This window comes from Burkholderia sp. Ac-20345 (assembly GCF_017104825.1).
Lineage (GTDB): Bacteria > Pseudomonadota > Gammaproteobacteria > Burkholderiales > Burkholderiaceae > Burkholderia > Burkholderia lata_B.
In genome coordinates this window covers 1-13,065 of the sequence record NZ_JAAGPO010000247.1, presented here as the reverse complement: position 1 = coordinate 13,065, position 13,065 = coordinate 1, and the positions used below count along the sequence as shown (strand labels likewise).

Genomic DNA, 13,065 nt, shown 5'->3' with positions numbered 1-13,065 from the left:
GATGCGCGCGGCGCTCGACGCGATGCTCGCCGCGTGCCACCTGTTCCTGCCGAGCGAAGCCGACCTGCCGTTCTTCTGCGGGCCGCAGCCGGCCGAGCGCGCGATTTCGGGCCTGCTCGCGACGCATCCGCTGCTCGAGCGTGTCGTGCTGAAACGCGGCGCGCAAGGCAGCGTCGCGTTCGACCGCGCGAACCGTGCGGAAGCGCCGGCGTTTCAGGTCGACGAACTCGATCCGACCGGCGCCGGCGACTGCTTCGGCGGCACGCTGGTCGCGAGCCTCGTCGCGGGCGTGCCGATCGAGGTCGCGCTGCGCCGCGCGAACGCGGCCGGTGCGATCGCGGTGACGCGGCGCGGCCCGATGGAGGGCAACAGCAGCGCGGCCGAGATCGACCGTTTCCTGACCGAACGAGGTATTGCATGTCCGGCCTGACCACTTTCGCCGAACGTTCGCGCACCGCGCATGCGGACGCCGTGCTGCGGATGATCTTCGACGCGAACCGCGCGGACGCGCAGCGCGGCATCTATTCGATCTGCAGCGCGCACCGGCTCGTGCTGGAGGCCGCGTGCGAAGCGGCGCGCGCGGACGGGTCGCCGCTGCTGATCGAGGCGACCTGCAACCAGGTGAACCATCTGGGTGGCTATACGGGCATGACGCCCGCCGATTTCCGTCGCGATGTCGACACGATCGCGCAGCGTTGCGGGCTTGCTCCTTCGGCACTCGTGCTCGGCGGCGACCATCTCGGCCCGAACCCGTGGCGGCATCGCCGCGCGGCCGATGCGATGCGCGAGGCCTGCGAGATGGTCGCCGCGTACGTCGAGGCGGGCTTCGAAAAGATTCACCTCGATGCGAGCATGGCGTGCGCGGACGATCCGGTGCGGCTCGACGATCGCACGATCGCCGAGCGCGCGGCCGAACTATGCCGCGCGGCGGAAGACGCGGCAGCGCGCGCCGGCATCGCGCCCGTCTACGTGATCGGCACCGAGGTGCCGACGCCGGGCGGCGAAGTCGGCGGTGGCGGCGACGACGCAGCGATCGCGCAGATCGCGGTCACGCGCAGCGACAGCATCGCGGCGACGCTCGATGCGCACCGTCAGGCGTTCGTGGCGGCCGGGCTCGACGATGCGTGGACGCGCGTCGTCGCGATCGTCGCGCAGCCGGGTGTCGACTTCGACGATCGCCACGTGCTCGATTACGACAGCGCAAAGGCCGCGTCGCTCGGCGCGAGTATCCTGCAGACACCACGCCTCGTGTTCGAAGCGCATTCGACCGACTACCAGACCGAGGGCGCGCTCGCCGCGCTCGTGCGCGACCACTTCGCGGTGCTGAAGGTCGGCCCCGCGCTGACGTTCGCGCTGCGCGAGGCGCTGTTCGCGCTGACCTTCATCGAGGATGCGCTGATCGGTTACGTCGCGATGCGCTCGCGGTTGCGCGACGTGGTCGACGCCGCGATGCGCGCGCAGCCCGAGCATTGGGCACCGTACTACCGTGGCGACGAAACCGAGCAGCGGCTCGCGCGCCAGTTCAGCTACAGCGACCGGATCCGCTACTACTGGCTGCAGCCGGCCGTCGCGGCCGCGGTCGAGCAACTGTTCGACAACCTCGCGCGGCAGCCGGTGCCGGAAACGCTCGTCGCGCAGTGGTTGCCGGACGTGTACGCGGCATGCCGCGCGGGCGGCCTCGCGAAAGAGCCGCGCGCCTGGGTGCGCCACCGGATACGCGACGTGATCGCGCACTATGCGCGCGCGTGCGGAATGCAGCGGCCGGCATGACGGGCCGCGAAGGAAACGTAGTACCGACGACACTTCGAATAAACACAGGAGACATGCCATGCAACGAAAGATGCTCGACGCTGCCGCACGCTGCTTCGCCGGAGCCGCGCTCGCGACGGCGGCCTGCGCGGCGTCCGCCGGCACGCTGACGATCGCGACGCTGAACAATCCCGACATGATCGAGCTGAAGAAGCTGTCGCCGGCCTTCGAGAAGGCGAACCCGGACATCAAGCTGAACTGGGTGATCCTCGAGGAGAACGTGCTGCGCCAGCGCGCGACGACCGACATCACGACCGGCAGCGGCCAGTTCGACGTGATGGCGATCGGCACCTACGAGACGCCGCAGTGGGGCAAGCGCGGCTGGCTCGCGCCGATGACGGGCCTGCCCGCCGACTACGACCTGAACGACATCGTGAAGACCGCGCGCGACAGCCTGTCGTACAACGGCCAGCTGTACGCGCTGCCGTTCTACGTCGAGAGCTCGATGACGTTCTACCGCAAGGACCTGTTCGCGGCGAAGGGGCTGAAGATGCCCGACCAGCCGACCTACGACCAGATCGCCGAATTCGCGGACAAGCTCACCGACAAGGCGAAGGGCACCTACGGGATCTGCCTGCGCGGCAAGGCCGGGTGGGGCGAGAACATGGCGTACGTGTCGACGGTCGTGAACACGTTCGGCGGTCGCTGGTTCGACGAGAACTGGAATGCGCAGCTTACGTCGCCGGAGTGGAAGAAGGCGATCACGTTCTACGTGAACCTGCTGAAGAAGGACGGCCCGCCGGGAGCGAGCTCGAACGGCTTCAACGAGAACCTGACCCTGACCGCATCGGGCAAGTGCGCGATATGGATCGACGCGACGGTCGCGGCCGGCATGCTCTATAACAAACAGCAGTCGCAGGTCGCCGACAAGATCGGCTTTGCGGCCGCGCCGGTCGCCGCGACGCCGAAGGGTTCGCACTGGCTGTGGGCATGGGCGCTCGCCGTGCCGAAGACGTCGAAGCAGCAGGACGCCGCGCGCAAGTTCATCGCGTGGGCGACGTCGAAGCAGTACATCGAGATGGTCGGCAAGGACGAAGGCTGGGCGTCGGTGCCGCCGGGCACGCGCACGTCGACCTATCAGCGCCCCGAGTACAAGGCCGCCGCGCCGTTCTCGGACTTCGTGCTGAAGGCGATCGAGACGGCCGACCCGAACGATCCGTCGCTGAAGAAGGTGCCCTACACGGGCGTGCAGTACGTCGGGATTCCTGAGTTCCAGTCGTTCGGCACGGTGGTCGGCCAGTCGATCGCGGGTGCGGTGGCCGGCCAGATGACGGTCGACCAGGCGCTCGCCGCCGGCCAGGCCGCCGCCGACCGCGCGGTGCGGCAGGCCGGCTACAAGAAGTAACGCGGCCCGCACCGTGCGCGCTGGCGCACGGTGCGCGTCGTCGAAGCTGACAGGCGGGCAGGCTTTCGTGCCCGCGCATCAACCGGAGGGACTCCGATCATGCGTCACCTGCGTCTTCCCCTGAGCCACGCTCACGCGCCGTCGGTCGGCGACGCGTCGTCACCGCCCGGCGCGCCGCGTCGCGCGCGCGGCGGCGCGAGCTGGCTCGTCTCGCCGTCCGTCGCGGTGCTGCTGCTGTGGATGTCGATTCCGCTCGCGATGACGATCTGGTATTCGTTCTCGCGCTACAACCTGCTGAACCCGGACGTGAAGGGTTTCGCCGGGTTCGACAACTACCGCTTCCTCGCGACCGATCCGTCGTTCCTGCCCGCGATCTGGCACACGCTCGTGCTGATCGGCGCGGTGCTCGCGATCACGGTGATCGGCGGCGTGCTGATGTCGGTGCTGTTCGACCGCAAGTTCTACGGGCAGGGCGTGGCACGCCTGCTCGCGATCGCGCCGTTCTTCGTGATGCCGACGGTGTCCGCGCTGATCTGGAAGAACATGATCCTGCACCCGGTGTACGGGCTCGTCGCGAACGCGATGCGCGCGCTCGGGATGACGCCGATCGACTGGTTCGCCGATTACCCGCTCACCGCCGTGATCATCATCGTCGCGTGGCAGTGGCTGCCGTTCGCGTTCCTGATCCTGTTCACCGCGATCCAGTCGCTCGACCAGGAGCAGAAGGAAGCCGCGCGCATCGACGGCGCGGGCCCGATCGCGATGTTCTTCTACATCACGCTGCCGCACCTGAAGCGCGCGATCGCCGTGGTCGTGATGATGGAGACGATCTTCCTGCTGTCGATCTTCGCGGAAATCTACACGACGACCGGCGGTGGCCCCGGCGACGCGACGACCAACCTGTCGTACCTGATCTATGCGCTCGGCCTGCAGCAGTTCGACGTCGGCCTCGCGTCCGCCGGCGGCATCATCGCCGTCGTGGTCGCGAACGTCGTGTCGTTCTTCCTCGTGCGGATGCTCGCGCGCAACCTGAAGGGAGAGTACGAGAAATGAGCGACCTGACCTTCGAAGGCCGGCGCGTGCCGGCCGTGTTCGACCTCGTGCGGCGCGCGCTGCCCGGCACGCTCGCGTGGCTGATCGCGCTGTTGCTGTTCTTCCCGATCTTCTGGATGGCGATCACCGCGTTCAAGACCGAGCAGCAGGCATATGCATCGACGCTGTTCTTCATCCCGACGCTCGACAGCTTCCGCGAGGTGTTCGCGCGCAGCAACTACTTCGCGTTCGCATGGAATTCCGTGCTGATCTCGGCGGGCGTCACGGTGATCTCGCTGCTGTTCGCGGTGCCGGCCGCGTACGCGATGGCGTTCTTCCCGAACCACCGCACTCAGAAGGTGCTGCTGTGGATGCTGTCGACGAAGATGATGCCGTCGGTCGGCGTGCTCGTGCCGATCTACCTGCTGTGGAAGAACGCGGGGCTGCTCGATAGCGTATCGGGCCTCGTGATCGTCTACACGCTGATCAACCTGCCGATCGCGGTGTGGATGACCTTCACGTACTTCAACGAGATCCCGAAGGACATCCTCGAAGCAGGGCGCATCGACGGCGCGTCGACGTGGCAGGAAATCGTCTACCTGCTGATGCCGATGGCGCTGCCGGGGCTCGCGTCCACCGCGCTGCTGCTCGTGATCCTGTCGTGGAACGAGGCGTTCTGGAGCATCAACCTGTCGAGCTCGAACGCGGCGCCGCTGACCGTGTTCATCGCGTCGTACTCGAGCCCCGAGGGGTTGTTTTGGGCGAAGCTGTCCGCGGCTTCGTTGCTGGCGGTCGCGCCGATCCTGATCGTCGGCTGGCTGTCGCAGAAGCAGCTGGTGCGCGGGCTCACGTTCGGAGCCGTCAAATGACCGCGATGAACGTATTGATCTGCGATTGCGACGGCGTGCTGATCGACAGCGAGGCGGTGGCCGCCGACGTGCTCGTGCACGAACTCGATGCGCGCTGGCCGGGCGTCGATGCGCGGCCGGCCGTGATGCCGCTGCTCGGGCTGCGCATCGAGCGCGTGCTGGCCGGCGCGAGCGACGCGCTCGGCCGCACGCTGTCGAACGACGACGTCGTCGAAATCCGCGCAGCGGTGGAGGCGGCGGCCGTCAACGCGCCGATGGTCGACGGTATCGACGCGGCGCTGGACGCGATTCAACTGACGACGGCCTGCGCGAGCAACAGCTACCGTGCATACGTCGAGGCGGCACTGGCACGCACGGGCCTCGCGCGCTTCTTCGGCGACCGGCTGTTCTGCGCGGATGCCGTCGCGCGGCCGAAGCCGGCGCCCGACGTATATCTCGCGGCCGCGCGCACGCTCGGCGTCGTGCCGGCCCAGTGCCTCGTGGTCGAGGACAGCGTGACCGGCATCACCGCGGCGGCCGCGGCCGGCATGACCGTGCTCGGCTTCGTCGGCGGCGGGCATGCGTCGGCCGCGCAGATCGACGCGCTGCGCGGGATCGGCGCGCGTCACGTATTCGACGACATGCACGAGCTGCCCGGCTACGTCGCGCGCTGGCAGACGACCGGCGCGGTGCTGCCGAACTAGCAACCACGAATGATTGCGCGCCGCGTTCGACGCGGCGCATCACGAACGAACGGAGACAGATCATGGCAAGCGTGCTCCTGCGCAACATCGCGAAGCGCTACGACGACACCGAAGTACTGCGCAACGTGAACCTCGACATCGCCGACGGCGAATTCGTCGTGTTCGTCGGCCCGAGCGGCTGCGGCAAATCCACGCTGATGCGGATGATCGCCGGCCTCGAGGACATCTCGAGCGGCGACCTGCTGATCGACGGCGCGAAGGTCAACGACGTGCCGAGCGCGAAGCGCGGCATCGCGATGGTGTTCCAGTCGTATGCGTTGTACCCGCACATGACGCTGTACGACAACATGGCGTTCGGCCTGAAGCTCGCGGGCGCGAAGAAGCCGGAGATCGACCAGGCCGTGAAGCAGGCCGCGAAGATCCTGCACATCGACCATCTGCTCGATCGCAAGCCGAAGCAGCTGTCGGGCGGCCAGCGGCAGCGCGTCGCGATCGGCCGCGCGATCACGCGCAAGCCGAAGGTGTTCCTGTTCGACGAGCCGCTGTCGAACCTCGACGCTGCGCTGCGCGTGAAGATGCGGCTGGAATTCGCGCGGCTGCACGACGAGCTGAAGACCACGATGATCTACGTGACGCACGACCAGGTCGAGGCGATGACGCTCGCCGACAAGATCGTCGTGCTGTCGGGCGGCGCGGTGCAGCAGGTCGGTACGCCGAACGAGTTGTACCACGCGCCGGCGAACCAGTTCGTCGCGGGCTTCATCGGCTCGCCGAAGATGAACTTCCTGAAGGGCACCGTCGAGTCGGTCGATGCGGGCGGCGTGCTCGTGCGTTTCGACAGCGGCGAGACGCAGCGCGTCGCGGTCGAAGCGGCGGGGCTGCAGCGCGGCGCGGCGGTGACGGTTGGAGTGCGGCCCGAGCACCTGAAAGTCGAAGCCGCGGCTACCGGCGTGGCCGCGAAGACGATGGCGGTCGAGTCGCTCGGCGATGCCGCGTACCTGTATGCGGAGTCGGCCGTCGCGCCGGACGGGTTGATCGCGCGGATTCCGCCGCTCGACACGTACCGCACCGGCGAGGCGCTGCATGTGCACGCGGAAGCCGAACATTGCCACCTGTTCGACGAGCACGGGCAGGCGTTCCGCCGGCTGAGCGTGCACGCGAAGGCCGCATGACGGCGGGCCGCGCTTACAGCGGCAGGTGCGCGGCCATGTAATCGACGAACGCGCGCAGCTTCGGCGTCGGGTGGCGGCCGGACGGCCACAGTACGTAGACCGGCGTGCAGCTTGCGACGTGTTCGTCGAGCACCGCACGCAGCGTGCCGTCTGCGAGCGCATCGCGCACGAAGAAGATGGGCAGGCACGCGATGCCGAGCCCGCGCAGCGCGAAGCATAAGCGCGCTTCCGCGCTGTTGCTGACCATCGCGACCGGCACCTCGGGCAGCATGCCCGCGCGCGGCACGCGCAGCGGCCACGTTTCGAGCTTGCCGCTGGTCGGGAAACGGTAGTGCAGGCAGCGGTGCCGCACGAGATCGGCGGGCGTGCCCGGCGTACCGTGCCGGTCGAGATAGTCGGGCGACGCGACGAGGTGCTGGCGGAAGTGGCCGAGCAGCCGCGACGACAGCCGCGAATCCGACGGCTGGCCGGTGCGCAGCACCGCGTCGAAGCCTTCGTCGACGACGTCGACGAGCCGGTCGCTGAAATCGATGTCGAGCTCGATCTCCGGATACGCGGCCATGAAATCGGCGAGCACCGGCAGCAGCAGCGTGCCGATCGTCGGCAGGCTCACCCGCAAGCGCCCGCGCGGCGCTTCGGCACTGTGCGTCAGTTCCTGCTCGGCCGCGTCGAGCTCGGCGAGCACGCGCCGGCACCGTTCGAGAAAGCGCGTGCCTTCGGCCGTCAGCGTGATGCTGCGCGTGCTGCGGTGAAAGAGCCGCACGTTCAGGCGCGCTTCGAGCCGCGCGATGCGCTTGCCGATCGCCGACGCCGACAGCCCGAGCGCACGGCCGGCCGCGACGAAACTGCGCGTTTCCGCGACCTGAACGAACACGACGAAGCCGCCGAGGTTTTCCATGCGAGTTTCCGATTGCGGACACCAGCGTCCGGATTGTCCGGAACTCTACCCCGGTTTTTCTTCTTGCGTCGGCTCCCTACGATGAGCGCTCGTTCACTGTATGAGGTCACGTCATGTCATCCCTGCCTGTCTCCGCTTTGCGCGTGGAACCGGACGTCGCGCTGTGCCACCGGCTCGACGACGCGCTCGATCGCGCGCTCGCCGACGAGCGCATGGTCGGCGCGGTCGTGCTGGTCGCGCGGGACGGCGAGCTGCGCTATGCGCGCGCCGTCGGCTTCACCGATCGCGAAGCCGGTACGCCGATGCGGGAAGACGCGCTGTTCCGTCTGTCGTCGGTCTCGAAGCCGGTCGTGACGGCCGCCGCGATGCGGCTGGTCGCGGCAGGACGCATCGCGCTCGACGAACCGGTCACGCGCTGGTTGCCCGAATTTCGTCCGACGTTGCCCGACGGTACGCCGGCCGTCATCACGTTGCGCCATCTGCTGTCGCATACGGCCGGCCTCGGCTACCGCTTCCTCGAAGCGGACGGCGACGGCCCGTATGCGCGCGCCGGCGTGTCCGACGGGATGGATCGCTCGGGTCTCACGCTTGCCGAGAACCTGCGGCGCATCGCCGACGTGCCGCTGCAGTTCGCGCCGGGCACGTCGTGGGGCTATTCGCTTGCGATCGACGTGGTCGGCGCGCTGATCGAGGCGGTCGACGGGCGGCCGCTCGCCGACGCGGTGGCCGCGCTCGTCACGACACCGCTCGGGATGACCGACACCGCGTTCGTCGCGCACGACGCGGCGCGCTTCGCGACGCCTTACGTGAGCACGCCGGGCGCCCCGCGCCGGATGGCGGACGTTGATCTCGTGCCGGTGTTCGACGGCACGATCGGCATCCGCTTCGAGCCGGCGCGCGTATTCGATGCCGATGCATGGCCGTCGGGCGGCGCGGGGATGGTCGGCACCGCGCGCGACTGCGTGACGCTGCTCGACGCGCTACGCACGGGCCGCGACGGCTGGCTCGGACGCGGATGGACCGACGAGATGGCGCGCGCCCAGCCGGGTGCACGCGAACTGCGCGATGCGCCCGGTTTCGGCTTCGGGCTCGGCTTCTCGGTGCTGCGCGATCCGGTGGCCGCGCAGTCGCCGGAGTCGGTCGGCACCTGGCGCGGGGGCGGCGCGTACGGGCATACGTGGTTCGTCGACCGTGAGGCCGGGCTGACGGTCGTCGCGCTGTCCAATACGATGTACGAGGGCCTCTACGGGCGGATCGTGACTGCGGTGCGCGATGCGGTCTATGGCGTTGAAACCGGGAGCGCGGCATGAGCGACTGCACGTCGATCGACGATGAGGTTGCCGTTCGACCGGAGCAGGCGGAGCAGCCGCTGCCGGCGGCCGAACGCCTGCCGGTCGCGAACCTGCTGGCGCTCGCGACGGCCGCCTTCATCACGATTCTCACCGAGGCGTTGCCGGCCGGCCTGCTGCCGCTGATGAGCGTCGACCTGCGGGTGCCCGAGGCGCTGATCGGCCAGCTCGTGACCGTGTATGCGCTCGGCTCGATCGTCGCGGCGATTCCGCTCGTCGCCGCGACGCGCGCGATGCGCCGGCGCAGCCTGCTGCTTGCGGCGCTGGCCGGCTTCGTCGTGTCGAACGCGCTGACGGCCGTGTCGCCGTACTACGCGCTCACGCTCGCCGCGCGCTTCGTCGCGGGGATGGCGGCCGGGCTGTTGTGGGCGCTGCTGGCCGGCTATGCGAGCCGGATGGTCGATGCATCACTGCGCGGCCGCGCGATCGCGGTCGCGATGCTCGGTGCGCCGGTCGCGATGTCGATCGGCATTCCGGCCGGCACCGCGCTCGGCGCGGCGCTCGGGTGGCGCGTCGCGTTCGCGGGCATCACGCTTGCAGCGCTTGCGCTGATCGGCTGGATCCGCTGGCGCGTGCCCGACTACCCGGGCCAGCAGGCCGGTGCGCGCGAGCCGGTGCTCGGCGTGATGACGCTGCCCGGCGTGCGGCCGGTGCTGACCGTGATGTTCGCGTACGTGCTTGCGCACAACATGCTGTACACGTACGTCGCGCCGTTTCTCGCAGGCGTGCGGATGGGCGCGCAGGTCGATGCGGTGCTGCTCGTGTTCGGTATCGCGTCGCTGGTCGGCATCGCGCTGACGGGCGCGTGGATCGGCGCCGCGCAGCGACGCCTGACGCTCGCCAGCATCGCGATGTTCGCGATCGCGGCGGCGATGCTCGGCGCCGGTTCCGGAATGGTGATCGTCTATGCGGGCGTCGCGTTGTGGGGGCTTGCGTTCGGCGGTGCGCCGACGTTGTTCCAGACCGCCACCGCGAATGCGGCGGGGGACGCGGCCGACGTCGCGCAGTCGATGCTCGTGACGGTGTGGAACCTCGCGATCGCGGGCGGCGGCATCGCGGGCGGGATGCTGCTCGGCGCAACGGGTGCCGGTGCGATTCCGTGGGTGCTCGTCGTGCTGCTGGCGGCCGCGTGGGTCGGCGCGTGGCGTGCGCGCCGGCATGCGTTTCCAGCGTCGCACGCGGCTTGAGCAGTTCGACTGCCGCGCGTGGTGTGCCGCGCGCGGCTTCGGCGTCAGGCCGCTTTCGCGTCGAGCGCGGCGCGCGCGCAGGTTTCGTCGGTGACGAGCCCTGACAGCCAGCCGCCGCGCAATGCGGCGATCACCGCATCGCGTTTCTTCGGGCCGCCGGCGAATGCGATCGTCGGGCGCTTCGGCGGCGTGGCGAGCGCGACGCTCGTCACGCGCGCACTCGTCGACACGGCGATCTGCGTGCCCTGCGCGTCGATCGGCACGCCGAGCAGTTCGGCCACCGCGCCGAGCGCGGTCATCTCGTCGCGCTCCTGTTCGGTGATGAAGCCGTCTTCATAGAGCGGACAGTGCGGGCCGATGTTGCCGATCCCGACGAACGCGACGTCGGCCTTGCCCGACAGCGCCTCGACGATCCGGTACAGCCGGTGATTGCACCACTGCGCGCGCTCGGCATCGCTGTCGGCGAACAGCGGGGCGGGCAGCAGGAAGTGCTTGCTGCCGGTTTTCTCGGAGATGTACTGCGCGACGTCGTAGCGGTTCGACGAACCGTCGGCCGCGATCGCGCCGACCATCGACACGAGCCGGTGCTGCGGCCGGTCGATCTGCGCGATCTGCGCGACCGCGGCCTTCAGCGTCCGGCCGCTGCTGACCGCGATCACCATCGGCCGCGTTTCGTTCAGGTAGCGCTCCATCACCTGCGCGCCGGCGACCGCGAGCTTGCGGTCGATCGCGTCGGGCGCATCGGCATCGACGGGCACGACGTCGCACATCGCGAGGCCGTAGCGCTTGGACAGCTGCGCGCCGAGATCGAGGCAGTCGGCGAGTTGATGATCGACGCGCACGCGGATCAGGTTTTTCTCGACCGCGAACGCGACGAGGCGCTGCGCGACCGGGCGCGACACCTGCAGCTTTTCCGCGATTTCGTTCTGCGTGTCGCCCGCGACGTAGTAGAGCCACGCGGCACGCGTGGCGAGATCGAGTTTTTCTGAGGACTTGGACACGATAGCGATTCGGTTCGGATCTGGGGGCCGCCCCGCGGGCCGGCCGGCGGGCCGCATGACGGCATCCACTGTACCGCATGTCGCGCATGCGGCCGACGGCCGCCACGCGTGACGTGCGGCGCTTACGCGAGTCGCGTGCGCGACGGTTCGTACAGCGGCCGCACGTGGCGGTACAGCGCGCGGAACGCATCGAGGCGTTCGCGCAGCAGCGCATGGCGGGCGGCATCCGGCGTGTATTCGGCGCGCACCGGTGGCTTGGCCAGCACCGCATGCGGATCGCCGCCGCCGGCCAGCCAGCCGAGCCGCGCCGCGCCGAGCGCCGCGCCCGTTTCGCCGCCGCCGTGCTGGCGCGTGCGCACGTTCAGCGCATCGGCGATCAGTTGCGCCCAGAACGCGCTGCGCGCGCCGCCGCCGATCAGCGACAGGTGGTCGGTTTCGACGCCGGCCGCGTGCAGCGCGTCGAGGCCGTCGGCGAGGCCGAGCGTCACGCCTTCGAGTACCGCGTAACCAAGATGCGCGCGTTCGGTCGCATGCGTCATCCCGAAGAACACGCCCTGCGCGTACGGATCGTTGTGCGGCGTGCGCTCGCCGGACAGGTAGGGCAGGAACAGCGGGGCCGTCGCGAGCGCGCCGGCGTCGAGCGCCTCGACTTCGGCGAGCAGCGCGGGCTCGTCGGTGCCGGTCAGCTTGCAGACCCAGCGCAGGCAGCTCGCGGCAGACAGCACGACGCTCATCAATTGCCAGCGATCGGGAATCGCATGGCAGAACGCATGCACGGCCGATGCGGGGTTCGGCATGAAGCGATCGCCGACCACGCTCAGCACGCCCGACGTGCCGAGCGACACGAAGCCGTCGCCTGCATGGGTCGCACCGATGCCGAGCGCACTCGTCGCGTTGTCGCCGCCGCCGCCGGCAACCACGACGGCCTCCGACAGCCCGAGTTCGCGGGCGATGTCCGCGCGCAGCGTGCCGGACGGCGCGTTGCCTTCGACGATGCGCGGCATCTGGTCACGCGTCATCCCGCACGCGGCGAGCAGCGCGTCGGACCAGTCGCGGCGCGCGACGTCGAGCCACAACGTGCCGGCCGCGTCGGACGGATCGGACACCTTCGCGCCGGTCAGCCGGAACCGCAGGTAGTCCTTCGGCATCAGCACGCAGGCGGTGGCCGCGAACACGTCGGGTTCGTGCTTCGCGACCCACAGCAGTTTCGGCGCGGTGAAGCCCGGCATCGCGAGATTGCCGGCCAGGGCGTGGAGATCGGGCGCACGTTCGGTGAGCAGCGCGCATTCGTCGGCGCTGCGCATGTCGTTCCACAGGATCGCGGGGCGCAGCACGCGGTCGTCGCGCCCGAGCAGCACCGCGCCGTGCATCTGGCCCGACAGGCCGATGCCGCGCACGGCCGCGAACGCCTGGGGATGCCGTTCGCGCAGGGCCGCGAGCGCGGCGAGCGTGCCTTGCCACCAGTCGTCCGGATGCTGTTCGGCCCAGCGCGGATGCGGCCGCGACACGGTGAACGGCGAGCCGGCGGTGCCGACGACCGTGCCGTCCGGGGCGAGCAGCAGCACCTTCACTTCCGAGGTGCCGAGGTCGATGCCGAGATACATGAGCGATCCGTTCCGTCAGTGGGGAGTCGCTACTTTAGCCGCGCGGCCGCGCCCGTGCCAAGGCAGGTTCGCCCGGATGCGGGTCAGCGTGCCGTGAGCCATGCGTCGACCCGCGA

At 69.5% G+C, this 13,065-nt stretch carries 12 protein-coding genes; 9 read left to right on the top strand and 3 right to left on the bottom strand.

The genetic code is table 11. The annotated features are described in order from the left end of the window. The 7 genes from G3O06_RS42455 to ugpC form a co-directional block, all read left to right on the top strand. The coding region (locus G3O06_RS42455) for a PfkB family carbohydrate kinase (protein ID WP_241020521.1) at positions 1 to 430 on the top strand (430 nt) is incomplete at its 5' end. Beyond that, positions 418 to 1,770, top strand: a complete 1,353-nt coding sequence (locus G3O06_RS42450; RefSeq protein WP_205819636.1) for a D-tagatose-bisphosphate aldolase, class II, non-catalytic subunit — start codon at positions 418 to 420, stop codon at positions 1,768 to 1,770. The genes G3O06_RS42455 and G3O06_RS42450, both read left to right, overlap by 13 nt. Positions 1,771 to 1,828: 58 nt before the next feature. Further along, positions 1,829 to 3,154: a sugar ABC transporter substrate-binding protein gene (locus tag G3O06_RS42445; protein ID WP_205819635.1), complete on the top strand. Its 1,326-nt coding sequence runs from the start codon at positions 1,829 to 1,831 to the stop codon at positions 3,152 to 3,154. A gap of 99 nt (positions 3,155 to 3,253) precedes the next feature. Further along, a complete protein-coding gene (locus G3O06_RS42440; protein ID WP_069248726.1) occupies positions 3,254 to 4,207 on the top strand; it encodes a sugar ABC transporter permease in 954 nt (317 codons plus the stop codon). Continuing rightward, positions 4,204 to 5,055: a carbohydrate ABC transporter permease gene (locus G3O06_RS42435; RefSeq protein ID WP_122946150.1), complete on the top strand. Its 852-nt coding sequence runs from the start codon at positions 4,204 to 4,206 to the stop codon at positions 5,053 to 5,055. Before G3O06_RS42440 ends, G3O06_RS42435 begins: the two co-directional genes overlap by 4 nt. Further along, positions 5,052 to 5,738 (top strand): HAD-IA family hydrolase, encoded by a 687-nt coding sequence (locus G3O06_RS42430; protein WP_205819634.1) that lies wholly within the window; start codon positions 5,052 to 5,054, stop codon positions 5,736 to 5,738. The genes G3O06_RS42435 and G3O06_RS42430 overlap by 4 nt, the downstream gene beginning before the upstream one ends. Positions 5,739 to 5,800: 62 nt before the next feature. Further along, positions 5,801 to 6,910, top strand: coding sequence for a sn-glycerol-3-phosphate ABC transporter ATP-binding protein UgpC (gene ugpC, locus G3O06_RS42425; protein WP_174918490.1), 1,110 nt, complete (start codon positions 5,801 to 5,803; stop codon positions 6,908 to 6,910). Positions 6,911 to 6,923: 13 nt separating this feature from the next. On the opposite strand, the gene G3O06_RS42420 is transcribed toward ugpC, so the two are convergent. Then, positions 6,924 to 7,808: a LysR family transcriptional regulator gene (locus G3O06_RS42420; protein ID WP_174967618.1), complete on the bottom strand. Its 885-nt coding sequence runs from the start codon at positions 7,806 to 7,808 to the stop codon at positions 6,924 to 6,926. Between the two features lie 113 nt (positions 7,809 to 7,921). Between G3O06_RS42420 and G3O06_RS42415 the strand changes: the two genes are divergently transcribed. Continuing rightward, positions 7,922 to 9,118 carry a serine hydrolase domain-containing protein gene (locus G3O06_RS42415; RefSeq protein WP_205819633.1) on the top strand — a complete coding sequence of 399 codons (1,197 nt, stop codon included), beginning with the start codon at positions 7,922 to 7,924 and terminating at the stop codon, positions 9,116 to 9,118. Then, positions 9,115 to 10,344, top strand: coding sequence for an MFS transporter (locus tag G3O06_RS42410; RefSeq protein WP_241020520.1), 1,230 nt, complete (start codon positions 9,115 to 9,117; stop codon positions 10,342 to 10,344). Before G3O06_RS42415 ends, G3O06_RS42410 begins: the two co-directional genes overlap by 4 nt. A 44-nt stretch (positions 10,345 to 10,388) precedes the next feature. Here the strand turns inward: G3O06_RS42410 and G3O06_RS42405 are convergent, their stop codons facing one another. Both G3O06_RS42405 and xylB read right to left on the bottom strand, forming a co-directional pair. Beyond that, complete coding sequence (locus tag G3O06_RS42405; protein ID WP_174967621.1) at positions 10,389 to 11,402, bottom strand: sugar-binding transcriptional regulator; 1,014 nt, start codon at positions 11,400 to 11,402, stop codon at positions 10,389 to 10,391. Positions 11,403 to 11,467: 65 nt separating this feature from the next. Next, positions 11,468 to 12,949 (bottom strand): xylulokinase, encoded by a 1,482-nt coding sequence (xylB, locus tag G3O06_RS42400; RefSeq protein ID WP_205819632.1) that lies wholly within the window; start codon positions 12,947 to 12,949, stop codon positions 11,468 to 11,470. Between the last annotated feature and the right edge of the window lie 116 nt (positions 12,950 to 13,065).